Raw genomic sequence first — 26,605 nt, 5'->3', positions numbered from 1 at the left:
GAAGCCAATGGATTTACGGGAAGACACGAGTGATGGGCTCGTTCGATGACGGTCCGTCCACTTTGGGGTCGAGAACAAACATCATTCGCATATCTTCGTGCTCGATCGTATGGCAATGGAACACGAAAGGACCTTGGAAGGTGCGAAATTTCATTAAGATTTCGGCTTCCGTCCCGGGACCGAGCATCGTTAGGTCGATCAGGTTCTGTTCGCTTCGAGGGGGTGTTCTGCCCTCGATCTTTACCAGTTGGTGAGACTCCAGATGGATGTGGATTGGATGCCACCATCCACCGCCTCCGTTTTTCAGAATCCACCGTTCGGTTGTTCCGAGTTTGGGGATTGCGTTGGACAAATTTTCATCAAAGAACTGGTGGTTGATCTGCCATGCGCCCTTCCGTCGCTCGAATTCAAACACTCGGGTGGCCACGACTTCGTCAGGGTTCATGGGGATGAAAGGACGCAGAGCGCTTCCTTCCGTGATGGTAGCGCTGTCACGCTCGCGAGGTCCGTCCTGCACCTCGAATTTAAGAATTTGCGTTCCCGGAATCTCGGTGTCGCGATCGAACAGCTTTCCTTTTGGACCGCGTCCATCCTCCTGTACCAGAATATTTTCCAGGTACAGTTCCGACGGAGCATCGGAAAAATCGATCACCACATCCGCACGTTTGCCCGGAGCCATCAAAAGTGTTTCTCTTTCAATCGCCTGATCATGCAGATGGGTATCGGCTCCTATTCCCAGAAACGCTTCTTCTGTGCTCAGACGCAGTTCCATGTGTCTGGCATTACAGCCGTTGAGGAACCGAAAGCGGTACTTGCGACGTTCAACGGGGAATGTCGGAAAGGCTTTGCCATTGATAACGTAGATGTCGCCAATCGAACCGTTATGGTCGAGTGGATCGAAGAAGAATGTGCCGTCGGAGTTGAATCGACGATCCTGAATGGCAACAGGAATGTCGTATTTCCTCGCAGGCAGCACGTTTCTGGCGATCAAATCGAGCTCGAGTTCGTCGAACAAAAGATAGAATCCGGCGAGACCGAGATTGACGGTCTCGGCAGCGATGTCCATGGCATGATCGTGATACCAAAGAGTCGACGGTGCGTGAGTAAAATCCGGTTCGCCGTTTCGAAGAGGAAGACAATTTGGATAAAAGTAGTCTCTCGCTTCAAACGGCAGGATATAGAAATTCGGGAATCCGTCACTGTGGGCCGGAGTGTGACCGCCATGCAGGTGAGTGGAGAGAGGCAAATGATCCGAATCGTTATGAGTTCGAACGATTACGGGCTGACCGACGTAGGCCTCAAAGGTTGGGCCAGGAAATTGCCCGTCATAACCCAGGATTGGCGTGGAAACTCCGGGAATAATTTCTGCGTGCGATTCCCTGACTCTCATCTCGTAATATTTATCAGGAAACCTCTTAAACAGGGGTATATCCGGATGTTCCTGGCCCCTGCGAGTGAAATACTCCGGTGCGACACCGTGGAAAACATTACCGACCTCAAATGGAGGGCTCCCAATGCTCACCGGTTGCTTGACAGGAGGAACCGGCATCAAAACCGAGAATTTCTTGAAACGCAGAGGAGTCACGTCCCGTCCATCTCGCTTATCACGACGCCGGTTACGCTTTTTCGATTTGCGGCCTTTTCTGCGTCCTTTGTCTGCCCGTGAGATTTGAGAAAGTGCTCCTGCTCCTGCAGCAGCACTGACACCCCCGAGAAGAATTGATCGCCGATCAAGTTTATTTTCTGAAGACATCAAAACTACCTCCTGCACTAACTGAATGTAAGAAGCAACCTCTTACTTGGGATCCGTCCAAAGTTGAGTCGTGTCATTCAGTCTCCAGACGCATTTAGTATTAATATGCGAATGGATATGCGTTGTTGATTTTTGATTGACAGACAGAGGATCCGCCTCAAGCGAACTCTCAAATACAAGTAGGCATTCCGAACCGATTCTCTAATCGATGTTGAACTTTCAGACAGTAGTATGACGTTATGCTTCGTTCGTGATCATTGATCCCGAGAGTCAGAACGGGAGATGTAGAAAGTACATATGCGGAGTAGTGTATTTTAGGTAAATGGCTGACAAATTGGTTTTGGCAGGCTTGGGTAATTATGAAAAAATAGATAATAAATGCTTGGGGTTTATTAGCTGTTAGTTAGTGATCGATGGCAAGGGCGTCGCACCCAGGTGAGCACGAGTTCATTTGTTCAGGGCTGTTTTCTGCGTAGCCGTGGAACAGCGGGGATGATCCCGGTGGTGCCGAGATACTCATTCAGATATCTGCCACTGATGGCTTGTTCGGGAGAATATTCAAACTGCACTTCAACGTGCGTACGAAAATATTCGGACGACAGCATCGGACCGGGAAACCGTTAGTGACTTCGTTTATGCCGCTTTTGTTGTGATTGAAAATCTAACTGCATCTGATCAGTCTGAATGTCACGCGCAACCTGTTCGAATTGCGGCGTGCTTCTGTTCAATAAACCGGACGTGGTGGGGAATGTGTTCCGTGATCCGTTCCAGCAGCGTCTCAAGGGTCATCGGGCCATCCTGACTGTGGACCGCCGTTCTCTGCCAGCACTCCACTTCCTGATGTCTCAGGATACCGGCGATGTGGCAGCGGGTCGTTGTGATCACGGCCAGTTCATCACCGACATCGCGGTTGCGACAGTATTCATCTCGTACCGATTTGTTCGGAGACCATGCAAAGAGAGTCGGATTGTCTTCAACCAGTACACGCTTGATTCGATCGGCGTAAACGATCTCGGTATCAGCCAGATGACAGATCACCTGTCGGATCGACCATGTGTCGGCATCAGGCAGTCGATCCAGTTCCGAGTCCTTAATGTTTTCCAGCGTTCGTCTCAGAACAGCCGGGCCGGCGGAATACTCAGTAAGCAACAAGTCGATGTCCATTGGTTCCTGTCTGAACGATGAGTCTCACTGTGGATCAGGATTGGCAGGCATACTCAGGACGTTCTTCGCGTTTGCCCCGAAGGTTCTCGAACAATGTCGCCCGTACTGACAAAACCGACGAACAGACATAAGGCCATCGATGTGAGACGGACGAAACCAAACCGTAAGTTTATCAGCATCCGGAGACGATCGACATGATCGGGTGGTTCTTTCAGTTGACAATGCTATTCAGGGACAGAGACACGAATCTCAGGATCAACCCCTTGAACCATGTGATGTCGTACGGTCCGCGGTTCACAGGTCCGGGGCCGGAAGATGACTTCGCCTGGTATGTCGTGCGATTTCCGGTTCTCCGACCTGCTGGCTGACAGATCCGTCGGACGATCGGTATGATAACAGCCGACGGGAATTCACCAGTACCATTCTGACGACATGGTGGCAACCTGATTCGGGCGGACGCCTTTGGGTATGGCCGGACTTTGATGGTTGCTGCGAACACGCACGCAAAATTCACAAACTCGCACGACGAACTGTGGACTCCGCTTCTGAATGGCTGCCAGGAAAATTGTGCGATACGAAAGACTGATCATGAACCGGAATCATTGTCTAGCGGGAGTGAAGTCTGCTTTCGGGGGCGCAATCGCAGTGTTTGTGTTTTTGGGAGTCGTGCAGGGAAATGATGTAGCGGGTTCCTCGCCAGCAGGTAGAGTCCCCTGGACATCTTCGCGGGTGGTCGGGTCTCCGGATCCGGCACCTCCCTACGAGTTGAAGTCTGCTTTTCCGAATCTGCAGTTCAGTCAACCCACGGTGGTGACCGCGGCACCTGGAACCGACCGTCTGTTTGTGGGGTCACGCGGGGGACAAGCCTGGTCACTGCCCTCCGACCGAAATACCGGCACGGCCGATCTGATTTTCGATTCCGGACGTGAGATTTATGGAATCGCCTTTCACCCGGATTTTGTTGAAAACCGGTTCGTTTATTTGTTCATGACCGAACAAAAACCAGAACCGTCGCGGACACGCGTTGCCCGATTTCAGACGAGTTCCGAGCCACCGTTCGTGATCGATCCGGACAGCGAACACATCGTTCTGGAATTTCCTTCCAGTGGACACAACGGCGGCTGCCTGAAGTTTGGTCCGGACGGTTTTCTGTACATCGGCGCCGGTGATGGCGGTAATGCCAATGACAAACATAACACCGGCCAGTATCTGGGTGATTTTTTGGCATCAATTCTTCGCATCGACATCGATGGTACCCACTCAGCAATGTCGTATGCGATTCCGGAAGACAACCCGTTCCGGCATACCGTCGGAGCGCGTCCGGAAATCTGGGCTTACGGTCTTCGACAGCCCTGGAAATTCAGTTTCGATCGGGAAACCGGCGAACTGTGGGTCGGTGATGTCGGCCAGCAGTTGTGGGAGATGGTCTACCGGGTTGAACGAGGAGGAAACTATGGCTGGAGTATTATGGAGGGACCTCAGAAGTTTCGTCCCAATCGCCAACAGGGGCCGACTCCAATCATCCCCCCGGTCCATGCCTACCAGCACCATGAAGGACGTTCTGTCACCGGCGGATTTGTTTACCGTGGTCGGCGCAATCCTGATCTTTACGGACAGTACATATTTGCGGATTACGAAACCGGCCGGGTCTGGGGACTCAACACTGAAGAAAAACCGACACCCACACGGAGGTCTCTGGCGCAGACCGATTTCGACATCGCCGGTTTTGCAGAAGATCACGATGGAGAACTGTATCTGCTGACGTACGAAGACGGACGAATCTACGAACTGTCGCCGACCAAATCGGTCGGACAACCACATTCGTTTCCCCGCATGCTCAGCGAGACCGGGCTGTTTGCATCTGTCGCCGATCACCAGCCGGCCCCGGGAGTCGTCCCGTATTCGGTGAATGTGCCGCTGTGGTCCGACGGTGCGGACAAGGACAGACTGCTGGCCCTGCCTGACCACAGCACCATAACCTTTGAACGTGATTCCGCCTGGACGTTTCCCGACAAAACGGTTTTAGTGAAGACGTTTTCTCTGGAAATGGAGGAGGGCAATCCTGAGAGCAGCCGGCGGCTGGAGACACGAATTCTCACGCTTCAGGGGAAGAACTGGGCCGGCTATACCTATCTTTGGAATAACGAACAGACGGATGCTGAACTTCTGGGACCTGGGCCACTTGAACGAACATTGACGATTCGCAGCGCCGGTGATCCGGACCACACACGGACGCAGTCCTGGTATTTTCCCAGCCGGGCTGACTGCCGACTTTGCCATAACGGTACGTATCGAGTGATTGGCATCAACACAGCGCAGATCAATTTAGATGAGGGTTCACAGAAAGATGCTGAAAATCAGAGCTCCAATCAACTGGACAGATTTCAGGCCCACGGACTGTTTGCCGAACCACTACCCGAGTCACCGGGCGATCTTCCGCGACTGTGGCCGATTGAGGATGAAAGTATCTCAATTGCCAAACGGGCGAGATCCTATCTGCACGCCAATTGCGCTCACTGCCACCGATACAAGGGGGGAGGCAACTCCAGCTTCAAACTGCTGGCCGGGCTGCCGTTAACTGAAACAAACACACTCAATGTTCGTCCACAGCACGAAACTCTGGGTGTTGACGATGCAGCCATCATTGTCCCGGGGGCTCCCGAACGGTCACTTGTCCTGCATCGTATGTCCACTACCGGCAGAGGACGTATGCCGCAACTTGCGACAAATCGGGTTGATCACGTCGCGGTCTCCCTGCTGGAACGCTGGATTCGGGAACTGCCTGTCGATGAGTGACTCGACCGTCACGTCACGTACCAACGTGTTTTTCTGTTCGATGCCTTCCATGTTCCCGTCAACTCTCTGACGATTGTTCCGTTCTTCAACTTTGCTTTGAGGACACCATGAACCATACGCCCGTATTTTTCACCGGTTCAGCAGTCTGCAGCGTTGTTTTCGCAGCAGTCACTGTGTTGCAGGAACCAGCACACGAATCCGAGGTCATCCGACTTCCCGGGGCGTGGTCCACAATCCGGGCGGACCGGTACGACAGTTTGCAGGCAGCTGTCGACTCCCTGCCGATAGAGGGGGGTAAGATCCTGCTGCCGGCGGGAACGTTTGAGATCACTGAACCAGTTGTTATCACACGAGATGACGTTCTGATTCAGGGAAGCGGCACTGCCAGTCATATCAAAAACATCAGCACGGAAGGAACACCAGCGCTGATTCTGAGACCTCCGTCAGACCGGCCCGATTCCGATGAGCTCCAGTGGCGGGTGACTCTGGCAGATTTTCGCGTGTCAGGAAACGAACACAGCGGACACGGGATCATGGCGACTGATGTCAACGAGCTTTACATCAACGGGGTCACCGTGACCGGAAACGGAGGAGACGGCATTCATCTGGATCATGCCTACGAAGACCCCCGCGTCTGCAACTCACTGGTGACCTACAACAAAGGTACCGGTCTGTACCTCACACGCTGCCACGACATCGTGGTGTCGGCGAACCAGTTTGAGGAAAATCAGGACGCGGTGAAATGTCTGGACAGCTTTAATCTTTGCATGACGGGCAACAACCTCGATGACCATCTCGGTGATGGTGTTGTGATTGAGTATACCTACGGATCGGTGCTGTCCGGCAATATGATTGAAGAATGCCAGGGGACTGCTGTCGTACTGGACCGGGACTGTTACGGAATTACCGTCAGCGCGAATGTTGTTGCCCACAATGCGGGTGGCGGAGTCGATTTACGAGACGCTCACGGTTGTTCCGTGAGCGGCAATACTTTTACGCTGGTGAAGAAAGATGCACTTCACATCGGACCATTGAGTGGGCGAATCACGGTTACGGGAAATAACTTTTCCAACAGCTTCCTGGGTGCGCAGGGGAAGCGACATTATAAGAACCAGGAACCTGCCAGTGGCCTGGTGCTGGAAGGGACCAGCAGTGTGACAGTATCAGGTAACGTATTTGCCGGTCTCACCACTCCGGCGGTTACAGTGAAACGACCCAGTCGGCACGTTCTGTTTGCCGACAATGTGATCGAAGATGCCGGAAAGGAACCGGTTTCACGGGCATCGCTGAGCGGCATTGTCACAGACAATCTGGAAGTCCCGCCGCCGGCACGCCACCGCAGCGCCCCCGGCTCAACCGCTCTTATCGAATGACACGGCGGAGATGCAGGACTGAACCTGAAGTGCCGTCGGCGTTGACCGACTCCGGCAATGTCTCGTCCAGATACGTCCATCGCACGGTCAGCCGGTCACCGGATAATTCGTAGACTCCGCGGGCAGACGAATGTGTTCGATTGCCCGCATCGCCATGTTCGATGAAAATTCGTTTGGGATCGCTGTCCGTCTGCAGCCGGTATTTGAGCTTGGACCCCATCTGTTCAGCACGAATGGGGATTTCGTAGCCGGGCCTGCTCGGTGCGACCGAAATCCAGTTGCCCTGAATTGCTTCGTGATCGGTCATCGTGCAACCCCGTATACGGTCTGGTCAGCAGTGATTGAATCTGTGCTGCAGCGGTGGACCCACCGTGAAGTCTGAGTGTGCCATGTTAGTCCCGACCTGTCCACACGACCCCTGGGCCGGAAATGGACAGATACCTGTCATATTGCGCCCGTTCCTGACTTCAATTGTCAATAGTCATCCGGGTTTTGTCAAAACGAGAGACGCAATTCGGTGTCGAAATGTTAGACTGATGGTACGCGTTCTGAACGATTCGAGTGAATCTGCCATCGTCGTTCCGAACACCGACCGTGCGGGATTCACTGCAGCAGCGCTGGAGATCTCTCATGAGCACAACTCGTTCCACCCTGCCACATCCGCGGGTCCACCGTCGGGAGATGATCCAAAGCGGGGCGATCGGACTGCTGGGCCTCAATGCACAGAATGTTGCCAGGGCTCGTACCGTTTCAGACACAATGATGCTTCCCCCCGCGAAGAAGGTGGTCTACATCTTTCTGCCCGGCGGACCTCCACAGCACGAAACATTCGATCCCAAACCGATGGCCACAGCTGAGGTCCGGGGAGAGTTCAACGCCATTGAAACGGCCGTGCCAGGAATGCTGTTTTGCGAGCACCTGCCGTTGCTGGCAAAACAGGCCGGAAAAATCGCACTGTTGCGATCTGTTCATCACCACAGCAATGATCATATCGCCGGCACCACGATCATGACCTCCGGCGACACACGGGTTCCGGCGCTCACCCCCGAAACCAAAGAACCGGATACAGGTGATGCTCCCGGGATTGCTTCTTTGGCAGGATACTTTCGACCGGGAGCCGAACAACTGCCGGGATCAGCTGTGCTGCCTGAGTACGTCGGGCGCGGCAGCGGCACCGGGCAGACGGTTCCAGGTCAGCAGGGGGGCAGGCTGGGGCGGCAGCACGATCCCTGGCTGGTGCAGGCTGCATCCAGGTGTCTGGGCTGGGGAGCGTGTCCGAACTGTTTTGACGACGGTGATGACGATGCCGTGTTCGCTTTCGGACTGCAGCACAATCATACGGTTCCTGGTCCGGTGTTCGCCGCCACGTCACTGAATGTTCCACAGGGGGCGGACCGAGTCCGACTGGATCAACGGCTGTCGCTTCTGGATTCGCTGGAACGTTGCAGGGTCCGACCGGTGCCTGGTCCCGATGCCCGGACTCACGATTCGTTTCGAGCCCGAGCCGCGTCGATGGTGACGTCCTCCCGGGTTCAGAAGGCGCTGAATGGTTTCACGGAACAGGACAAACGGCAGGATCGGTATGGTCACAACAAGTTTGGCTGGTCTCTGCTGCTGACCCGACACCTGCTGGAGGCGGGTGTCAACATGATTCAGGTTTCCCTGGGGCGGAACGGAACCTGGGACCTGCACCGCCGTGCGTTTCCGCTGCTGAAAGAATCGCTGCTGCCACCGATGGATCTTGCCGTTTCGTCGTTTCTGGAGGATCTGCAGCAGCGCGGGCTGCTGGATGAAACGCTGGTGGTGATGTGTGGAGAGTTTGGTCGGACGCCGCGGATTTCATCACCTCAGCCGGGACGCCGGCCAGGTCGTGACCACTGGGGGGCACTGCAGACCATCCTGTTTGCAGGAGGTGGGGTCACCGGTGGAAACATTGTTGGTTCCTCAGACCGCATTGGTGGATATCCTCACGAATGTCCCAGGACGCCGGAGGACGTTGCAGCAACAATTTTCGATGCTCTGGGGATTCCTCAGGACAGCATCTACCACGATATGACCGGACGTCCCTATCCCGTCTATCTGGGGTCGCCGGTTACCGAACTTTATATGTAGCCGGGAACTTGCGGCGATGAATCAGCGAAAGGCACCGTGTCCTGTGACGCGAGACACGGTTGTTGAGCAACGATACGGAGAAAACAAACAACACACCCGGAAGAACGATGAACGCGAAGTGCGTTAGTCCGCCTGGCCGTTGCCCTGTTCCAGCACACGCAGCACATTTCCTCCCAGAATTCTGTCGGCCTCGTCCGGACTGTAGCCGTGACGGACAAGCACGTCAGAAAATTCCTGCCATTGTGGAACACTCTGGCAGTGTGAAGCAACGGCGACGTGATTGATGCCCGCCATTTTGACGGCGTAGTCAATGTGGCGAAGATTCAGTTTCGTTGACCAGACAATCGCATCTTGCCGTTTGGCGGCGGCCAGTTCGAACGGGTCTGAGAAACGATTCGCCAGCGCACGGTCACGTTGGAGTCGGGCGTTTGTCCGCTCAGTATTTGTCCGGGGAGTTGCCGCTAGAATTCCTGCGACACCGCCGTTTCGTGAGATGGCTACCAGCATATCATCGCTCAAATCCCGCATGCTGTTTGACAGTGCTCGACAGCGGGAATGGGAAGAAATGATCGGCATTTGAGTGGTTTCCAGCGTATGCCAAAACGTTGCATCCGATGCGTGTGACACATCAATCAGGATTCCCAGTTGATTGCATTCGCGGACCACGTCACGGCCGAATTCCGAAAGACCGGGACGTTCTTTTAGCTCGGCACTGGAGTCCGACCAGGCAAATGACGCCAGGTGGCACAGGGCCATCACACGGATTCCCAGACGATAATACATGCGCAGGACTTCCAGATCGTGGTTGATCCATCCGCTTTTGAGCATCAGGAACAGAGCGATTTTTCCTTCCTGCACAATCTGCACTGCCTCTTCAACGGTCAGGGCCAGTGCGATGCGGTCTGTGGAAGCTTCAATATCTTCCAGCTGCCGGTCGATCGACTGTCGGATTCGTTTGACGACGTCCTCACCGGTGAACACGTTTTCCCAGATGTCGACACCCGGTGGCGGAGCGGCTGAATCCGCATTGGGAGGAATCTGTACCAGGAGTTCTTCGGAGGTGACGGCCTGGATCACCACATTGATGTTGGCCCGTTCCAGATCCGTCAATTTGACACAGGCAGAATAAGCATCCACGACCGCCGAATTACGGTTCATCGACTGACCTTGTCTGCTGTCCGCGGTTCTGTCCGGCGTCGAAGTTGTTGATTCCGGTGATTGCGTCTGTCTGGCGGCACACAATCCTGAAGGCAGGCAGCCCATTCCGCCTGTCACCTGCAAGGTTCTTTCGAAAAATCTTCTCCGGTGCATGTCGGCTGTCCTGTCCAGTGATCTTATCTGCGAGTCATTCCATTGGTGCCATTTTGCAACCATGTGAAGGCGTTTGTATTTCTTTCCGGTAGCGAGGAAGTTTGCTCGTCGCTCCCAAATCGGCAGGCTCAACAACAGTATCCGGTATTTCGCCTGAGGAATACATGTTGTCCATATCGGCTGCTGACCGACTGACCAGCGCAAACAAAAGGGCACGTGTCGTCACGTGCCCTCGGGTGTCGATATTTCAGCCGAGAAACGAAATTACTGGATTTCGAATCCTTCGATGTGTGAATTACTGGCAGCCAGTTCGGTTAATTTCTCCTTAAAGTCGAAGTCTTTACTGACCTGGAAACTGCAAAAACGACTCGGAATATCTGTCTTCAGTTCTGTCAAGCCAGCAACGTTGGATAAAGCGCCTCGAACTGAGGCCTCGCAGCCCCTTCAGGTCATTCCCGGCAATCTGAGTGTGACCAACTGTATTCCTTCTGTCATTTGCTCAGTGTCAGAGGGATTAACGTTGTCAGTCGCTGGACTGACGGCATTGTGGTCAGCACTTGCTGGATTGTCGGCACTGTCGCCGCAACCAATCAGTGCAAACACAGCCAACGCCATAGCAACCGTCGTCGAACGCATTAAAAACCTCCTGGAAGGAAAAAAGAAGAGTTGGTACTTCTTACCGCCTGCAAACACAACTGTATCGTTTGTCAGTACGCCTTGCTGCAATCATTTTCACAGAAAGTGAGAGTTTTGTCGCCGCACGATCGATCCACGGACTAATGGCGATTTCGCTCCCTGGAGTGGCTGGTGGCCGACATTTTCCGCTTTCATCGTTCGACATGCAAGATCACTTCGCGATTGCGGAAAATACGAACGGTGCCGATGAATTTGTTCACTACAAACGTCATCGATTCTGTCTGAGGAACCTGATGATTGGCCTGTCGGAAGTAACCTGAGCGTCAAGTCCGGCAGTCAAAACGGAGAGGAGAGGGAATCACCTTCAGAATATCAGTAGACGTTGATGCCTGAATGGTTGTCTCGTGTGGAAGACCGGTATTTCGACTGCTTTTGACGCGAGGCAATGGTTGCCGATTACAGTCACCGGTGACAGGCTGCAGAAAACCCTGCACCGCAGGGCAAGAAACAGAAGAAATTGAATCACTCGGAGGGAGGAAAGAATCGTTGTAGTGACTGTTCCCCTGGAGGTCGCGTCAGCAGTGACACAAGAACCAATACTGAAACAGACACGGCAACCATGCCGACACAGGGCAGCATTCCGAAAAACGAGTACCTGGGATTCATCGCAAAGTCCGACTGCACAAAAAAGTAGATCCAGGTCGTCGCCGCTGCGACGACGGAGGCGCAGGCGCCGGCGGCCGTCAGTCGTTTCCAGTAGATAGCGGCAATTGCCAACGGGACCAGTGCCGAAAATCCACTGAAACACCAGGTGCCAAGTTCAAAGACTGCGCGCGGTTCCAGCAGACTCAGAACATAGGTGACTGCCACGACCGCCACCACGAAGCCTCGTGCAATCACGACGATCTGCCGATCGGTGAATCGGTCGCGGCCGGCGTAGTGTTCAACGATGTCCTTGGTAAACATCGTACCAACACACAAAAATTGACTGTCGAGCGATGACATGATTGCAGCCAGAATGCCGGCTGTCAGCAGTCCGGACAGCACAGGTCCGGATAGTCTGGTCACCATCATTGCCAGCACTGCATTCGGACTGGTTCCCTCCGGAATCAGCAGTTCGTCTCCGACTGTTGCTGACGTGGCCCAGATTCCGACCAGCACACAGGGAGCCCAGACCAGCATGATGAAGATCGGATGTACCACGATCGGCAGTCGGAAGCTGTCGACATTTTTGGCAGTGAGCCAGTGCTGAAACAGGTGAGGAAACATACCAGCAGACAGTGGCACCAGCATGAAACTGAAGAACAAAGCCGGTGGCAGTTTATCACGGGTGAGCATTTCCGGGTGCCGCTGCTGAACGTTCTGAGTCGCTGCCTGAAGACTGCCCAGCAGACTGTCCTGTCCTCCGATACGGCCGGCGATTATCAGAAACGTGACGACACCCAGAATGATGAATACGGACGTTTGGAATGCGTTGGCCCATGCGGTTCCGCGCATGCCCCCTGCGAACACGTAGGCCAGCACGATCATGCAGATCACCAGGGATCCGAGCCACGGCGGCACTCCCCCGTTGAATTCTGCGAAGGAACCGGGAAAGGCACCGACTGTGACTTTTTGAATAACCGTTCCACCACCTAGGACGCCGATCAACAGGTAGGGGATGATCAGCCCCACCAGAATTGGGAACAGCAACAGGCCGATGTGATTACATTCAAGGCGATCCCGAAAGAACTGAATTTGTGTGGTGTATCCGTGTTGGCGTCCCAGTTTCCACATGGGAATCCCGATTAAAAAGAAACACAGTGAATGGACAATGGCACTGGAAGAGGCCATGAGTCCATACACTCCGATTCCGATCTGGTAGGCCTTGCCGGTTGAACCCACCAGGGCGAAGGCGGTCATTGTTGTGCCGAACAGCGACATCAACAGCAGGAAAGGGCCGATCGAATGACTGGCCAGCATGTAATCCTGACTGGTGCCTCGAAACAGCCGGCTGGACAGGATTCCGACAGCGATCAGCAGAATAAAGTATCCGGCTATGATGGCCAGTTGGATCAAGATTCGGATCCTCCCGAATCGGGGTCGGGCGTGACATCATCGGCCGGCCAGACGAGCTTTGTGGCCAGCCACCAGGTTACGGCGGCAGCGATCGTTAGTCCGATGTGATAGGCCAGACCGGCCGGCAGGAATCCCATGATCAGTCGACCGTCGGACCACAGCCAAAGATCCTGATGCAGAATCACCAGCAGCAGGATCAACAGCCAGATGACGTATCTGACATTCATTTGCCGGTCTGTTCTGCTGTGGAAGGTGATCGTGACTGCATGAAATTAAGTCCGGTGACAAACACAAACAGTGTCAATGCCGTTACGTTGGTGGCCATACCCAGATTGATTTCCCCGATCGTTACGTCAGGTGTGAGCAACATGGCGGCGGCGATCAGAATCAGGGTTCTCAGCAAAATGCCGGTGCGGCAGAAAAAATAGCCGGCGAGACCGACAGACAGTGCGACAATGCCGACAGCAGCCATTGAGATTTGCATGATCGCGGGCATCAATGCAGCGGGCCCCCCTTCCGGGTTCATCAGCAGCAGTTCCGGTCGATAGACAAACATGAATGGAAGAGTAAATCCAACCAGGGCAAATCGAAATCCTGCAAACGCCGTGGGCATGATTCTTGATTCGGCAATACCGGCGCTGGCGTACGCGGCCAGTGCGACCGGGGGCGTTACCATGGACATCATGCCGAAGTAAAATATAAACAGATGTGCGGCCAGGGGCGGTACTCCCAGTTTATTAAGGACCGGGCCGATCAGCGTTGCCATCAGCAGATAACACACGGCCGACGGCAGACCCATTCCCAGGACGATCGAACAGCCCATGATCGCCAGCAGGGCCAGGAACAGACTTCGTTCAGCCAGGGGGATGATCGCATTTGGAAAGGCGGTGCCAACACCCGTCAGTGAAACCACACCAATCACCACGCCCACACAGGCACTGGCGGAAACCAGTGAAACACCTCCGCGAGCAGAACGACTGAATGCGTCCATAATCATGGGACGCCACTGAACATTAAGCAGACCGATGAGCAGTACGAGCAGCATGCCGGGAATGGCAGCATCTGCCCAGGTATCAAAATCGGAAAGGACCAGTCGATCATCCGGCCTAAGAACTGTGGCGACTGTTTGTGCCCAGCCGGCTTCTGTGTTGACCAGTTGGTTCCAATTTGCCCGGCAATACGCCACGGTTCCGGTGACACCGGCAAACACCATCAGGGCAACCACGCGATTGGTGATGGAAACCGCCATGCGGGGGCTCAGAATCGTGAGCACCAGAATCAGCTGCAGCGAATACGTGACGGCTCGAAACGGCGTCTTAAAGAACAGAAACGTGATCAGTGCCCCGAGTGCTCCAAAGAACACCAGTCCGTTGTATTGAAACAGTGAAACGGAATCTGCAGGCGACTCGGTCGGTGCATCTGCTCCGACTCGACGCGAGAAGAAGTGTACGAACAGCAGAATTGACAGATAGTACAGAATTGCAGGGACCAGCGCGGCTCTGGCGATCTGCACGAACGTCACGTCGTCAATCAGTTCCAGCATCATATAGGCCCCGGCACCCATCACCGGAGGAACAAGGGCTCCACCTGAAGCTGCTGCGGCCGTGATTCCGCCGGCAATATGAGGTTTGAATCCGGCGCTGCGCATCATCGGGATTGTAAACGTACCGGTTGTGACTGCGTTGGCCACAGCACTTCCCGACAGTGATCCCATTAATCCGCTGGCCAGAACCGCGACTTTGGCCGGGCCACCTGGGCTTCGACCGAATATCCGTTTGGCAAAATCGACGATGAACTGTGTTGCACCACTGATTTCAAGAAAAGCACCGAATACCACAAACAGAAACACGTACGTAAACATCACGCTCATTGCGATTGAGAACACGCCTTCGGTTCGCAGGAAGCACTGTGCAGCGATGCGTTCCACGGAATAACCGCGGTGTGGAAACAGCCAGTCCGGCATACTCGAACCGTACAGCGCGTATGTCAGGAAAGATCCGGCCAGGATCGGCAAAGCCCAGCCAATCGATCGACGTGTGGCTTCCAGGATGAGCAGCGTTCCGGCAATCGCAACCGCAAAATCGGTTTCGTTAAATTTACCGGCTCGTGCAGCCAGTGTATTGCCCTGGTAAATCAGGTAACCGCAGCAGCTGACAATTGCGGCTGCCAGAAGAACGTCCACAACGCGCAGAGCTTTGACTCCACCGAGCTTCCTGTGAATCGGATACATCAGGAAGCATAACGCTGAACCGAGCAGACAGAAGACCGACAGTCGGGAGAGCGGTGAAAGGGCTCCGTAGTTCACTTCGTAGATGGTGAACACCGAGATTGCGACGCTGAGCACGCCGACAAGAAATTGACGAACCCGATCGATCATTCTCAGGATCCCTGATCGTCCGTTTTAACGGGATTGTCTGAATTTTGATCACCAGACTCGTCAGCAGCAGCTTCGGAATCCGTAGTGTCGTCCGAAGCTGCATCAGCATCCGGCCAGATGCCGGCTTCACGGTAGTAGCGGACAGCTCCGGGATGGAACGCTGTGCCGGTTTCACGAACAACGTTCTTTTCACGAATTGCCCGTGCGGCCGCGTGTTTTTCGGCAATGGTTGCCCGGTTTTCCCAAATGATTTTGGTGATGCTGTAAACGAAGTCTTCATCTGCATCGCCTCGGACAATCAGATGTGCTGACCCAACGTTCAGGCCCTCGAACGCTTCTGTATGGGTACGGTATGTTTTGGCAGGGATTGTGGCTTTACTGAAAGACGGCAGATTCTCCACCAGTGTTTGCCGTTGTTCCTCACCATATGGCACCAAAAAGATATCCATGGTGGAGTCGGCATTCGTTATGGCCGGTGCCTTCAGACCGCCGCCGATGAACGTGGCGTCCACCGAGCCGTCCTGCAGGAAACCCACAGACTGTGCCATGTTGGCAGTTCTTTCGTCAAAGTCCTCATAGGTCAGGCCGTGTGCTTTCAGAATGGGCCGAATGAAGTATTCAAAACCTGCGCCTTCAGGGCCCACGACGACACGTTTGCCTTTGAGGTCTTCGATGGTTCTGATGCCTGAGTCTTCTTTGGTTACGAATGTTGCAATCAGCGGAAACAAAGTCATGACGGATTTGACATCGTGTGGCTTCTCAAAACCGCCTTCTCCTTTAACAGCGAAATACGTAATCGTGGAATTGGCCATGCCAATCTGAATGTCGCCTGAATCCAGCAATCGCAGGTTTTCCAGGGTTCCACCGGTAGATTCGGCCGTCACTCCTCGCCAGCCGGTGTCCGCCTTGTGTTGAGCGAGTACATCTCCCACTGCAGCTCCCACGGTGTAGAACACTCCACCTTGGGGGGCAGTTCCAATACTGACAAAGCTGATCGACGTTCCGCTGTCCGGACTCTGGCTGCCACCGGAATCACCGCCGGTTCCGGATCCCCCGCTGTCGCATCCTGCAGTGATCAGCAGGCTGAGACTTATTGAACAAATCAGGAACTGCGACCTAAACGCAGTTCGGCCGAATTGAGCAGGCATAGCTGGTGGCTTTCAGGTGAAATCGGTCCCGAAGAGTTGTGGGGCAGATGGTTGTTTGGCTGAGGCAATCCGGTGAGTCTGATGGCACATGTCCGGTGAACTGCCGATGTTATCAGTCAGGGATGGGGGCTGCCAGTGAGCGAATCCGACGGAATGATGAATCCCGGTACCCCACGGATTCTTTGGCTTTTGTATTTCTGACATGCCGCGTGATGACTGAACCTGCTCAGCATCGTCTGTTCAACCGTCGTTACACGGACTCTCACCCCGGAAACGGTCACTCTGTGAGTTAGGAATCCTTGCTGGATGTCGCGATGTGTTCCGACTAGTGTTCAACCACGTGCATTCCGCAAACAGACCGGCGGAAACGATAAGTTTGTGTGAGACATGATGCAGCGACCAAATCAACGGCAGCCCGAATTTGATGTGTCTGCTGCTCCTGAACTTGCGTCCGCCTGGAGTTACTCTGCCGATCGATATGATCAAATACAGGAAGTAATCCATCAGTGTCTGCCGGATTTCGCAGCCTGCGTGGCAGTGTCCGGATCACTGGCCCGGATGGAAGCTCATTCTGCTTCTGATATTGATTTGATCATTGTGGCGGACGATCGTCACAGGAATATAACAGACACCGAAGCCGCGGACGCGGTCGCTTTGGTTTGGGATCGACTGGATGTTCTTGGCGCAGCGCGTCCCAAAGCCGGCGGAGTGTTCTCGGTGTGCGCACGCTGGAATGATCTTGTTGATCCGGCGAGCAAAGGTCGCATTGATGAAAGCCTTATTACGTTTGGACACCGGATCCAGTTGCTCATGGACGCTCAGCCGGTCTTCTCTGAGTCTCGATTTCTCGAACTTCAGAAGGACATCCTTGTCTGGTATTCAGAGACACGGGTCGCACTGATGTTTGAAGAGGCCGGACCGTTTCACTGGTTGTGGCAGGACGTCCACCGCTATTGGCGCAGCCTGAGGTCTCGTACGTGCTGGACGGATACGAATGACTCTGCAAAATCACTGGCATTGAACGTCAAACTTCGTTCGTCCCGTCTGCTGCTGGTCTTTGGTTTTCTGAAGGCACTTGATGTATGTGACTGTTTACAGGTGCCGCTGAATTCGGTCGTTGACAGCCTGACCGGAATACTGTTCAGAACTCCAGCGGAACGTGTACTGCTGCAGGCGGAATCCATTGCCTGCTGGAACACCATCTGGAAATTCATTCAAGAAACGAGTGTGCATCCTGTGAGTCGGCTGCCGCCACACATTTTGAGAGCCCTGTCTGAGCTGAGTGATTCGGTGTTGGAACTGACCGGTAATCCGGAACAGCCTGGTTACGTTCAACGCTGGCTGATGTGATCTGCGATTAACTGTTTTGCTGAATGAATTCGTCCAGAGCGTTCTGCATGAGTTCGACGCACTCACTGAGTTCACCCAGCGGAGTCTCCAGTTCCGAAAGACGGTCCTCACGCCCGAGTTTTTCGATGGTAGCTGACAGTTCCACAACGGCCGCGGCGCCGAACCAACCGGCAGAACTCTTCAGAGTGTGGGCTCCGTGTGTCACGGCCGGGACATCCTTAGACGCCAGGCCGGCGTTCATTTCAGCCAAAAGTCCTTGGCATTCTTTACGGAAGACGGCAGCCAGGGATGCGATAGCCCGATTCCCGCCGGGAATGTTTTTTGCTGCGTTGTCCCAGTCGATGATTTCAGTGTGATGTATCAATTCTTTATCCGGCGATGCCGTTTCGACAGAAGAGTCGTCGACAGAGTCGGAATGAGTGCGAGCCCGTGATTGCACTTCGGGACTTTGATTTTCCGGTACTGAAGGACCATTCGAGTGCTGCAGACGATCGATTGCTGCGTGGAGTTGTTCGGCGGTCAGTGGTTTTGACAAATAGTCATCGGCGCCGGACGCTATGCAGCTTTCCCGGTCGTGACTCATGGCTTCCGCGGTGAGTGCCACGATGATCTGGTGTCGGCCGGTTTTGTGTTCGTGGTTGCGGATTCTGCGGATGGCTTCGCGCCCGTCCATCACTGGCATTTGCATGTCCATCAGTACCACGTCAAATGACTGTCGTTTTAGTGCGTCGAGTGCCTGCTGACCGTTTTCTGTAACAACGACTTTGTGGTTCGCAAGCTCCAGAAGTCCGCGGGCAACGATCTGGTTGACATGATTGTCTTCGACCAGCAGAACTGTGCAGCCATCTCTGTCGGAGTTCGCGGACTGGTTGTCTGAATCTGATTCACTGTCGACAGAGACGGATTCTGTGTCGCCTGGCCGGCCGAACTGCCGAAGGAGCTTCTCAAGCAGATCGGAAGACAGAAGCGGCCTGCTCATCACTCGGCAGATATCGTGCTGAAGTTCTCCGAGCTCATCGGGATGCCTTGATGACGAAAGTATGAACAGCACACAGTTGTCCCGGTCGGACTGAAGATGATCCTTCAGGTCCGGTCCTGTCATCTCCGGCATGTTATGATCCAGCAGCATCAGCTGAAACGGCCGGCCGGCGGAGGCGGCGTGAGAAAAAGCATCGATGCCGGACCGGACGTCGGCCGCAAGAGTGGGAACCATCTTCCAGTGGAGCAGCAGTTCCTCCAGAATTCTGCGACGGGTCTGATTACCATCCACAACCAGTACCGGCAGACTGCTGAGACACGAGAGATCCGGTGTCGTCTTTTGGGGAGACTCCTTTCCCTGTTTGAATTCGCCGGTGAAGTAGAAGGTTGTTCCGACGCCGGGTTCACTTTCGAGTTCGATTTCGCCATTCATCATTGCTACAAGCTGTCTGGAAATCGACAAACCAAGACCGGAGCCTCCGAAGCGTCGAGTCGTCGAAGCTTCAGCCTGCTCAAAGGCATTGAAAATCGTTTCATGCTTGTCCCGCGGAATTCCGATGCCGGTGTCACGAACGGAAATACGAAGTCGGACGGAATCGTCCTGTGGATCATCACGTTCCGGCCGCGGTGAATCGGCAGTGGCATTGGTGCGGGTTAACAAATCCAGTTCGACGTCAACAAACACTTCTCCGTGAAGCGTGAACTTTACGGCGTTATCAACCAGGTTCACGAGGATCTGACGCAATCGACCGGAGTCTCCCCACAACCACTGCGGAACCTGAGGTGAGATCCGGCAGTTCAATTCGAGATTTTTTTGATCGGCAACCGGCAGTACTGTTCGTATGGCTCGGATCACACAGTCCGAAACTGAAAAATCATCGTTGTCCGACTGCAGCCGGCCGGATTCGATTCGGGATAGGTCCAGAATATCGTTCAGTAACCGCAGCAGAGCCTGAGCTGAATCATGGAGAGTTCCAAGAAACTCTCTTTGCTTTTCGTCAATCCGTGTTGTCGACAGCAAATCAGCCATCCCGATGATGCCATTCATGGGCGTACGAATCTCGTGGCTCATGTTCGCCAGAAACGAACTTTTGGCCTGGTTGGCTGTTTCTGCCGCGTTAAGTGCGTCGATCAACTGCTGTTCGTATTGTTTGCGTTCCGTGATGTCGATCACCGATGCCAGGCCAAATGTACCTTGATCAGTCTGCACGGGCCTCAGTTCGACTTCGACTTCAATGTTATGTCCGTCACGATGAACACCCGTGAGATCGCGTCCCATGCCGATCCTTCCGGATATTGGTTCAGTAAACCAGGCTGACGGAAGTACCGGGTGCTCACTCTGCATTCGGTCCGGAACCAGGCGGTCAACTGACTGGCCGATCAACTGGTGTTCCGGGTGTCCAAACAGCGATTCGATCTGTGAATTGGCCATAATGATGCGGCCGCCGTCATCGACAAGCAGCATTCCGTTCGCTGCCGAATCGAATACGATTCGCATCCTTTTTTCAGAATCCTTTGCTGCCTGTACGTTTTTCTCCACGCGTCGACGCATGGAATTAAATGACGAGGTCAGGTACGCGAGTTCATTGTTGCCGCGAATCAGGATGTCATCACGCAGCCGTCCTTCAGCCAGATCAGTACTGGCATGTGCCAGACGGACGATCGGTTCAGACAGTCGGCGAGCGCTGTAGTCGGAGACGAAGAACGCTGCCAGTGCCAATGCCGCTACCATCGCAACTCCTGTCCCGATCGTCCAGTTTAATATTTTGATTACCAGAGACGCATCCTGTTGCATCAGCCGTTTCTGGTCTGCAGACAGATCGCGAAGCAGACTCGTTACGTGCTCAGCCAGCGGAATGGCATCTGTTTTTAGCAAATAGTTGGCCACGTTGTGGTCTGCCGCCAACCTGGCGGTAATAACATTTTCAGCAAGTTGTCCAAACGCCGGCAGTTCATCGGTGACCAGCATCCACAACTCACGCTGGTCTGCGGTCAGCAGTTCGATACGTGAATCGACACCGGTTCGATGTCGATTCACTGCCTGCAACCGTTGCCGAAAAATGTCAATCTCTCCTTCTTCCCCGGATGCAACATACCGGCTAAGTCTGATTTCCGAATAGGTAATTCCGGCACGCAGATCTGCGAAAAGTCCCAGCAATTTTTTGCGACCTGGCTCATGGTCCAGGTCTTTTTCCAGATCGATCATGCCCGTGATTGCTGTGAAGATGTCTTCCGCAGGCCCGCGAACGTCCAGGTCGAGGATCACACGGGCCGGCTCATTGCCCGGCCGGCGGGCGGTGTCTTCAATCCACCACTGGGCTTCCTTCAAATCTCGGAGTGTTACAATGATCTCTGCCAGATGATCGCGGTCCCTGGAACGAACCCAGTATCGATTCAGCTGCTGTAATTCTTCGATCGCCGGTTCGATGTCCTCATCCCATGCTCTTTGCCGTCCTTCACGCAGTGACTCGTCGCCGACCAAAATCCAGCCGCGCAACGACGCCAGCGACCGTTCCACTCCAGCCAGTGCTCTTGCTGACGTTTGTGCTGTTGGGCCCCTCAATTCTGCCAGACGAATTGTGTTTGCGCGGAACCAAACTGTGATTCCCAGCATTGCCAGCAACACAAACAGTCCGAGTGCTGCTATGAACAAATGTGACTGCAGCAGGAGGGAGAAGAGCGAGTCGCGAGGCTGACCGCCAATCTCATCCGGCTGTCGCCGCGAAATTTTCCGGAACGAAGAGTTCATGGTTCTGTGCTGTCCGACTGCAGCCAGTCCGGCTGTGCGGTGACGCAATGTTCCAACTCCATCAGCTGTCGTTCCAGAAGACCTGCACGCTGATACACGTGGGACGGAAAGCGACGTCCCGGATGGACGACTCGACGGGGCATTTTCGCATTTGGCAGCTGTGAGTGCAGAAAGGCCAGTTCCGAAACCAGCAGGGAAGCCACGTCGTAAACGTCGCTTGATGTAGCGACTGCCCACTGTTCTTCAGTGACAGTGAGTGTCAGCATGTTTTGCCCCGATATTTCACTGATTCGTCGAACGCGTTCCAGACACACGGTCAGACGCTGATACACGTCAGTTGGTTGTTTTCCCGGAATGAATTTGGGCACGGCGGGTAGACGAGTTGCCTCAGGAAACTGAGCCAGTACCTGTGAGGCATAACCAACTGCGGCGGTGACCTGCTGATAGACATCGGCAGGTGAAAACTGTCTGTCCAGCAGGAGATTCAACTGTCGGTTGGCCTGCACAATTTCACGGAAGACATGTGTGGGGGTGTGTGAGGGGGCTGGTGACGATGGTGTGGCCCTGTAGGAAATTCCCAGTCGCTGTTTGACGCTGCGAAGTCGTTCGAGCGCTGCATCGACTGTATTGAACACGGTGGCCGTTTCGATGTTTTCTGATGGAATTTCCGGTTCTTCACCGTATTGACGTGTGTATTCGAAGCTCAGTCTGTCTGCTTTACGAAACAGTGTCAGTGCCTGAAAAAAAACTTCCCGGGGCGCTGCGTTGGTGACGTCCAGTTCAGGCTGGTCATTTTTGGGGCGTCCCATTACGAACCGCAGATGTTCGAGTTCTTTGTTCACCAGTTTGATATGTACGAAGACATCGGCCGGTTCAATGACTGAGGTTGTTACTGGTATGTCCGTGTCATCCGCCAGTGTAACAGACGGGACGAACCGGACGGTACAGATGACTGCACAACCGACAAACAGCCGAAACAGATACGCGGAGATAGAGGTGCACCGTACGCCGAGGCTGCGGTGTTTACGATCATTGTGAAGGACTGTTTTCACTGGTCGGACCCTGCTGAAAAATCTCAATTGAAATCGCCACGAGAACGTTGTTTCGGCAGTCAAGGTGTGACTCCAATTGTACCAGCATTCTCAGCCGGAGTAACATTGTGTGACAATCGAATCGGATGATTAGTTTTGCAGTCGGGCAAGGACCGGACGAACTTTCCGGTGAATTGTTTCAGAGACACCGTGGAACTGTATTTTTCGCGGAATCACCAGTGCTGCGAGTTGTACGATATCGAAGTATTCAAGAAGCCCGAAACACAGCGACTCCGGCACTTCGTTCATGCCCCTGTTCTGTTCAATGAGCTCCCGCAGACTTCCCAGCGAATCGGTGGTTTCGACCATGTCAATTTCATCTGCAGACAGTGCGGCGGCGACCATGGCGATCAGGGAGGTCCGGGGGCCGTCAGCGATGAGTCTGATCCGGTTAATACCCTGTTCCTCCTTTGCCCATCGCGCGACACTGCGAATCTGGCTGGCCTGAATGCCAAGGGGCCGGTCACCCAGACTGGAAACGAGAATCGCATACAGAAAGTCGCGTTCGGAAATCCTGGATTCACCAAAATAAAACGGATCCAGTGCCAGCACCCGATATCCCGCTGAAAGGAGCACGGATGTTTTGGGTGTCGCTGTCGCTCGTCCCTGATCCGAAATGACAATTGCCAGCTTTGTCGGGTCGGTCTGTGGTGTGCTGAGTTCCACTGAGGGGACCGTCCAGTTTCCATCGATGCGGAGCCATCGCCACGTTACGGATCGGGCTGTATCTGAGTGTGATGACTGGTCGATCGCAACTGTCTGATAGTTGTGTGCCCGGACCAGTTCCGACAGCTTTTTCCGCTGTTTCTCCTGCCAGCTTGCCAGGTCCTGAGAATTGTGCGGCAGGCTGCGCTGATGCCGTTTGGCAATCCGGAGGGCCAGGCTGTTGAAGTCCAGATTGTCTGACGGAAGTTCAACAAACAGTTCTGAACTGGTCTTGATTTCGTCGCGGGCGGGAATTTCCGATCGCTTGAATTGCGGAAGATCCGGATAAAAAAAGTCTCCAAGTGCTGTGTACAGTTGCTGGCGATTGTCGAGACCGAAATTGTGTGTTCCGGGGTCGTGATTGATATGGTATCGCAGGTGGGAGGGCCTGCCGTACAACTGATATAAAGGTTTGGCGGCTTCCAGCAGAGGCGGCAGAGCGTGTTCAGCTTTAAAACAGCAGTTGTCTTCAGCATTGTTTGTCAGCAATACCGGTCTCGGGGCCAGCATGGCCGTCAACTGCGGGTAGTCAGTAATTGAAGCAAGGTCACACGGAGTTTGTTCCGAGTCACCCAGATCCGAAAGGAATCGGCTGCGTGTTCGGAAGCTGGAGTAGCCGGCAACCGGATTGCAAAATGTGACGCGTTCATCAATTGACGATATGAAAATAGTCTGCCATCCGCCTCCGGACAGGCCGGTGACTGCAACACGTCCGGGGTCGGCACTGTGGTGCTGAAGCAGTATCTGCAGGCCGTGACTCATCGAAAGATAAAACGGAGCCAGTCCACTTGTTCCGCATAGATTGAGCTGATTCATGCGGTAGTGGTTAAAGCCAGGGGTGTTCAGCTGTCCCGTGCCCAGCCACTCGACGTTCAGAGCAATCATGCCGCGTTTTGCCAGATTGATACACCGAAGCTGTTTGTAGTCGACTGCTTTACCGTCGGAACGTTCATGACCATTGACGTTCAACACCACGGGGTCCTTTCCCGTGAGATGATCAGGTTCATACAGCAAGGCCGGAATCCACATCCCCGGCAGGATTTCATACCTTAGTTTCTGAATGTGATAGCCTTTCCCTCCATCGATTGTGTCCAGCCATTCCACATTCAGAGGGATGGATCGCCATGCCTGAGCGGCACCGCGAAAGACAACTTTGTTCAGTACTTCCTGACGAACCTGACCCGCGTAAGCTTCCCAGTCGGTGACTGTTGTCAGTTTCGGCATGGGCAGAATTCGGGACTGTGTGTAGGCCTGGACTTCAGCCAGCGGCAGCCGCGGATCGATGATCCGCTGACCCAAAGCGTTTTTCACACTGAGGTCACCCGCTGACGCCGCAGAAGCTGAATGAACGGCGTTCAGGATCAACAGCAGTATCTGCCAGCGATTTAGGTTCATTTCAGATTTTCCGGTTCAACGGCAAAATTGCTGATTCGGGCTGCCACCTCACAGAAGTCCAGAGTTCATCGCAGCGGCCCGTATTTTCGTCTGGAAATTATATTGATTACTGCACAAAACAACGAAGCGTTGCAGTTTTGTTTGAGGATTCTGTCCGCAGCAAACCAGTGATGGGTGAATAGTGTGATTCATTCAACTGAATGTCATGTTCTGTCTGCTGTAGATGATTCAGCACAATGATTTGAATAATGTGACTCGGTCCCACACTCTTTGGCTTGAGCGGAACTGATTTGCCAACAAGAATAGCTTTGGGCACCATTGTCTCTGACGGAGACAGTCGGATGCGACGTTAAGTGTTGTGTATGTGTTCACAAGGTGATTTTATGTCCATTAGACAACCCTTTCTCCTGTTCACTGCTGCTGCAATCTCTGTCTGCTGTGGTTGCGGCAATTTTGGTCAAAACGATAATGAGGTATCGACACTCTCCGTGCTGCGTGAGTTGCCGCCTATTCCGCCAACTCAGTCGGAGGAGGTAATGGAGTCGCTTGAACGCGGCCAGCCTGCCGATTCCGCCCAGCCTGCCGAATCCAAGCTGTCGGCGTCCCATATTCTGATCATGCACAGGAGTGCGACAGGTAGTGGTTCTGGAATTACCCGAACGAAGGAGGAGGCGCTGAAGCTGGCTCAGGAAATTGCCGTCAAAGCAAAGGAGACCGGCACCAACTTCGCTAATCTGGCCCGTGAATATTCGGAGGGGCCCAGTAGTGAAAAGGGTGGAGATCTGGGGGTGTTTCTTCCCGGGGCTATGGTCAAACCTTTCAATAACGCGCTACTCACACTAAAAATTGGTGAGGTGAGTGATCCTGTAGAAACCCAGTATGGTTTTCACATCATCCTCCGCCAGCAACCGTACGAAGAAAAACAACGACGTCTTCCGGGCCAGCCGAAGCCCCGCTGAGGCCTTCGATACGAACCGCATTGGTGTCATGGTGTATGTGCTGCCGGCATTGTTCAGTCGCGCAACCGGAGTTGTCCCTGTTGATCAATTGTGGTTCGCTGAATTCATGACCGATCGGTGAGATCCGGGCTGCCGGATGATAGCTGCTCCTGATGTTTCCGATTACCCGTCTGTGCCGGGGGCAATCGGTCTCCGGACAACCTGAGCAAACGGCAGGATTTCATCACAGGTCACAGATATTGTTCGGCGTATTGGACTGTGGGACCAGTCAATAACTCATAAGTCAACAGGTAACACCGCACATGCTGATCGGAGAAAAACATAAAGACATCCGGTGGACGCAATGGACATACCTGCAGGCACTCGGAGCCGTAATCCTTCCGGTTGTGATATTGACCGGTGTATTCATCAGAGCGGTTGCGTCGTGGTCGGCCACACAAAATTGGCCAGATGAACTTCCTGAATTCCGGTCCATTCGTATGAAATAGTAATTAAGTTTGTTTTCGTGAGTGGACTGCTGATTCTGTCTGCTCTTTTCTGTACCAGGCGACGTTGACATAAGGTGTTAACGATGCGATAGCGGTTGTCGATTTGCCTTCCATTTTTCTTGATGGAAGGCCCGAGGAACCACCGGCCTGGCGCTGCCATGT

At 53.9% G+C, this 26,605-nt stretch carries 19 protein-coding genes; 6 read left to right on the top strand and 13 right to left on the bottom strand.

Annotation, left to right across the window (positions count from 1 at the left end):
- Nucleotides 1-13: 13 nt before the first annotated feature.
- From MK110_05985 to MK110_05975, 3 genes are all read right to left on the bottom strand, one after another.
- Nucleotides 14-1,753: a multicopper oxidase family protein gene (locus MK110_05985; GenBank protein ID MCH2210831.1), complete on the bottom strand. Its 1,740-nt coding sequence runs from the start codon at nucleotides 1,751-1,753 to the stop codon at nucleotides 14-16.
- A gap of 687 nt (nucleotides 1,754-2,440) precedes the next feature.
- On the bottom strand, nucleotides 2,441-2,917 hold the full coding sequence (locus tag MK110_05980; protein MCH2210830.1) for a DinB family protein: 477 nt from the start codon (nucleotides 2,915-2,917) through the stop codon (nucleotides 2,441-2,443).
- 410 nt (nucleotides 2,918-3,327) lie between these two features.
- Entirely contained in the window at nucleotides 3,328-3,507 is a 180-nt protein-coding gene (locus MK110_05975; GenBank protein MCH2210829.1) for a hypothetical protein, read from the bottom strand.
- Between MK110_05975 and MK110_05970 the strand changes: the two genes are divergently transcribed.
- Both MK110_05970 and MK110_05965 read left to right on the top strand, forming a co-directional pair.
- On the top strand, nucleotides 3,506-5,713 hold the full coding sequence (locus MK110_05970; GenBank protein MCH2210828.1) for a PQQ-dependent sugar dehydrogenase: 2,208 nt from the start codon (nucleotides 3,506-3,508) through the stop codon (nucleotides 5,711-5,713). The two genes, MK110_05975 and MK110_05970, sit on opposite strands and share 2 nt — an antisense overlap.
- 107 nt (nucleotides 5,714-5,820) lie before the next feature.
- The gene (locus MK110_05965; GenBank protein MCH2210827.1) at nucleotides 5,821-7,086 is read left to right on the top strand and encodes a right-handed parallel beta-helix repeat-containing protein; all 1,266 of its coding nucleotides are present in this window, start codon (nucleotides 5,821-5,823) and stop codon (nucleotides 7,084-7,086) included.
- Here the strand turns inward: MK110_05965 and MK110_05960 are convergent.
- On the bottom strand, nucleotides 7,076-7,393 hold the full coding sequence (locus MK110_05960; protein MCH2210826.1) for a hypothetical protein: 318 nt from the start codon (nucleotides 7,391-7,393) through the stop codon (nucleotides 7,076-7,078). The genes MK110_05965 and MK110_05960 overlap by 11 nt on opposite strands.
- A gap of 323 nt (nucleotides 7,394-7,716) precedes the next feature.
- On the opposite strand from MK110_05960, the gene MK110_05955 reads away from it, so the two are divergent.
- On the top strand, nucleotides 7,717-9,198 hold the full coding sequence (locus MK110_05955) for a DUF1501 domain-containing protein (protein MCH2210825.1): 1,482 nt from the start codon (nucleotides 7,717-7,719) through the stop codon (nucleotides 9,196-9,198).
- A 123-nt stretch (nucleotides 9,199-9,321) separates the two neighbouring features.
- On the opposite strand, the gene MK110_05950 is transcribed toward MK110_05955, so the two are convergent.
- Entirely contained in the window at nucleotides 9,322-10,356 is a 1,035-nt protein-coding gene (locus MK110_05950; GenBank protein MCH2210824.1) for a dipeptidase, read from the bottom strand.
- 597 nt (nucleotides 10,357-10,953) lie between these two features.
- Nucleotides 10,954-11,145 carry a hypothetical protein gene (locus tag MK110_05945; GenBank protein MCH2210823.1) on the bottom strand — a complete coding sequence of 64 codons (192 nt, stop codon included), beginning with the start codon at nucleotides 11,143-11,145 and terminating at the stop codon, nucleotides 10,954-10,956.
- Nucleotides 11,146-11,288: 143 nt separating this feature from the next.
- Here MK110_05945 and MK110_05940 point away from each other — a divergent pair, with 143 nt between their 5' ends.
- Nucleotides 11,289-11,465 (top strand): hypothetical protein, encoded by a 177-nt coding sequence (locus tag MK110_05940; protein ID MCH2210822.1) that lies wholly within the window; start codon nucleotides 11,289-11,291, stop codon nucleotides 11,463-11,465.
- A 202-nt stretch (nucleotides 11,466-11,667) separates the two neighbouring features.
- Here the strand turns inward: MK110_05940 and MK110_05935 are convergent, their stop codons facing one another.
- Genes MK110_05935 through MK110_05920 form a run of 4 tightly spaced genes read right to left on the bottom strand, consistent with a single transcriptional unit; the run spans nucleotide 11,668 to nucleotide 16,728 of the window.
- Nucleotides 11,668-13,203, bottom strand: a complete 1,536-nt coding sequence (locus MK110_05935) for a sodium:solute symporter family protein (protein ID MCH2210821.1) — start codon at nucleotides 13,201-13,203, stop codon at nucleotides 11,668-11,670.
- Nucleotides 13,200-13,430: a DUF3311 domain-containing protein gene (locus MK110_05930; protein ID MCH2210820.1), complete on the bottom strand. Its 231-nt coding sequence runs from the start codon at nucleotides 13,428-13,430 to the stop codon at nucleotides 13,200-13,202. Before MK110_05930 ends, MK110_05935 begins: the two co-directional genes overlap by 4 nt.
- Entirely contained in the window at nucleotides 13,427-15,580 is a 2,154-nt protein-coding gene (locus MK110_05925) for a TRAP transporter fused permease subunit (GenBank protein MCH2210819.1), read from the bottom strand. The genes MK110_05930 and MK110_05925 overlap by 4 nt, the downstream gene beginning before the upstream one ends.
- A 2-nt stretch (nucleotides 15,581-15,582) precedes the next feature.
- Complete coding sequence (locus MK110_05920; GenBank protein ID MCH2210818.1) at nucleotides 15,583-16,728, bottom strand: TAXI family TRAP transporter solute-binding subunit; 1,146 nt, start codon at nucleotides 16,726-16,728, stop codon at nucleotides 15,583-15,585.
- Nucleotides 16,729-17,115: 387 nt separating this feature from the next.
- Here MK110_05920 and MK110_05915 point away from each other — a divergent pair, with 387 nt between their 5' ends.
- Nucleotides 17,116-18,078 (top strand): nucleotidyltransferase domain-containing protein, encoded by a 963-nt coding sequence (locus MK110_05915; protein MCH2210817.1) that lies wholly within the window; start codon nucleotides 17,116-17,118, stop codon nucleotides 18,076-18,078.
- Between the two features lie 7 nt (nucleotides 18,079-18,085).
- Here the strand turns inward: MK110_05915 and MK110_05910 are convergent, their stop codons facing one another.
- The 3 genes from MK110_05910 to MK110_05900 form a co-directional block, all read right to left on the bottom strand.
- Complete coding sequence (locus MK110_05910) at nucleotides 18,086-21,805, bottom strand: response regulator (GenBank protein MCH2210816.1); 3,720 nt, start codon at nucleotides 21,803-21,805, stop codon at nucleotides 18,086-18,088.
- A complete protein-coding gene (locus MK110_05905; GenBank protein ID MCH2210815.1) occupies nucleotides 21,802-22,647 on the bottom strand; it encodes a hypothetical protein in 846 nt (281 codons plus the stop codon). Before MK110_05905 ends, MK110_05910 begins: the two co-directional genes overlap by 4 nt.
- A gap of 339 nt (nucleotides 22,648-22,986) precedes the next feature.
- Nucleotides 22,987-24,996, bottom strand: a complete 2,010-nt coding sequence (locus MK110_05900) for a hypothetical protein (GenBank protein MCH2210814.1) — start codon at nucleotides 24,994-24,996, stop codon at nucleotides 22,987-22,989.
- Nucleotides 24,997-25,379: 383 nt separating this feature from the next.
- On the opposite strand from MK110_05900, the gene MK110_05895 reads away from it, so the two are divergent.
- A complete protein-coding gene (locus MK110_05895; protein ID MCH2210813.1) occupies nucleotides 25,380-25,955 on the top strand; it encodes a peptidyl-prolyl cis-trans isomerase in 576 nt (191 codons plus the stop codon).
- Nucleotides 25,956-26,605 lie beyond the last annotated feature (650 nt).

The sequence above is a fragment of the Fuerstiella sp. genome, from assembly GCA_022447225.1.
Taxonomy (GTDB): domain Bacteria; phylum Planctomycetota; class Planctomycetia; order Planctomycetales; family Planctomycetaceae; genus S139-18.
The sequence above is the reverse complement of the archived record's forward strand: the minus strand, read 5'-3'. Positions and strand labels throughout refer to the sequence as shown.

Excerpts from the sequence above, each read along its gene's own strand:
- MK110_05930 (MCH2210820.1), bottom strand. The coding sequence starts at position 13,430 with ATGAATGTCAGATACGTCATCTGGCTGTTGATCCTGCTGCTGGTGATT.
- MK110_05925 (MCH2210819.1), bottom strand. The coding sequence starts at position 15,580 with ATGATCGATCGGGTTCGTCAATTTCTTGTCGGCGTGCTCAGCGTCGCA.
- MK110_05960 (MCH2210826.1), bottom strand. The coding sequence starts at position 7,393 with ATGACCGATCACGAAGCAATTCAGGGCAACTGGATTTCGGTCGCACCG.
- MK110_05910 (MCH2210816.1), bottom strand. The coding sequence starts at position 21,805 with ATGAACTCTTCGTTCCGGAAAATTTCGCGGCGACAGCCGGATGAGATT.
- MK110_05920 (MCH2210818.1), bottom strand. The coding sequence starts at position 16,728 with ATGCCTGCTCAATTCGGCCGAACTGCGTTTAGGTCGCAGTTCCTGATT.
- MK110_05965 (MCH2210827.1), top strand. The coding sequence starts at position 5,821 with ATGAACCATACGCCCGTATTTTTCACCGGTTCAGCAGTCTGCAGCGTT.
- MK110_05895 (MCH2210813.1), top strand. The coding sequence starts at position 25,380 with ATGTCCATTAGACAACCCTTTCTCCTGTTCACTGCTGCTGCAATCTCT.
- MK110_05970 (MCH2210828.1), top strand. The coding sequence starts at position 3,506 with ATGAACCGGAATCATTGTCTAGCGGGAGTGAAGTCTGCTTTCGGGGGC.
- MK110_05900 (MCH2210814.1), bottom strand. The coding sequence starts at position 24,996 with ATGAACCTAAATCGCTGGCAGATACTGCTGTTGATCCTGAACGCCGTT.
- MK110_05975 (MCH2210829.1), bottom strand. The coding sequence starts at position 3,507 with ATGATCAGTCTTTCGTATCGCACAATTTTCCTGGCAGCCATTCAGAAG.
- MK110_05950 (MCH2210824.1), bottom strand. The coding sequence starts at position 10,356 with ATGAACCGTAATTCGGCGGTCGTGGATGCTTATTCTGCCTGTGTCAAA.
- MK110_05985 (MCH2210831.1), bottom strand. The coding sequence starts at position 1,753 with ATGTCTTCAGAAAATAAACTTGATCGGCGATCAATTCTTCTCGGGGGT.
- MK110_05940 (MCH2210822.1), top strand. The coding sequence starts at position 11,289 with ATGGCGATTTCGCTCCCTGGAGTGGCTGGTGGCCGACATTTTCCGCTT.
- MK110_05955 (MCH2210825.1), top strand. The coding sequence starts at position 7,717 with ATGAGCACAACTCGTTCCACCCTGCCACATCCGCGGGTCCACCGTCGG.
- MK110_05945 (MCH2210823.1), bottom strand. The coding sequence starts at position 11,145 with ATGCGTTCGACGACGGTTGCTATGGCGTTGGCTGTGTTTGCACTGATT.
- MK110_05980 (MCH2210830.1), bottom strand. The coding sequence starts at position 2,917 with ATGGACATCGACTTGTTGCTTACTGAGTATTCCGCCGGCCCGGCTGTT.
- MK110_05915 (MCH2210817.1), top strand. The coding sequence starts at position 17,116 with ATGATGCAGCGACCAAATCAACGGCAGCCCGAATTTGATGTGTCTGCT.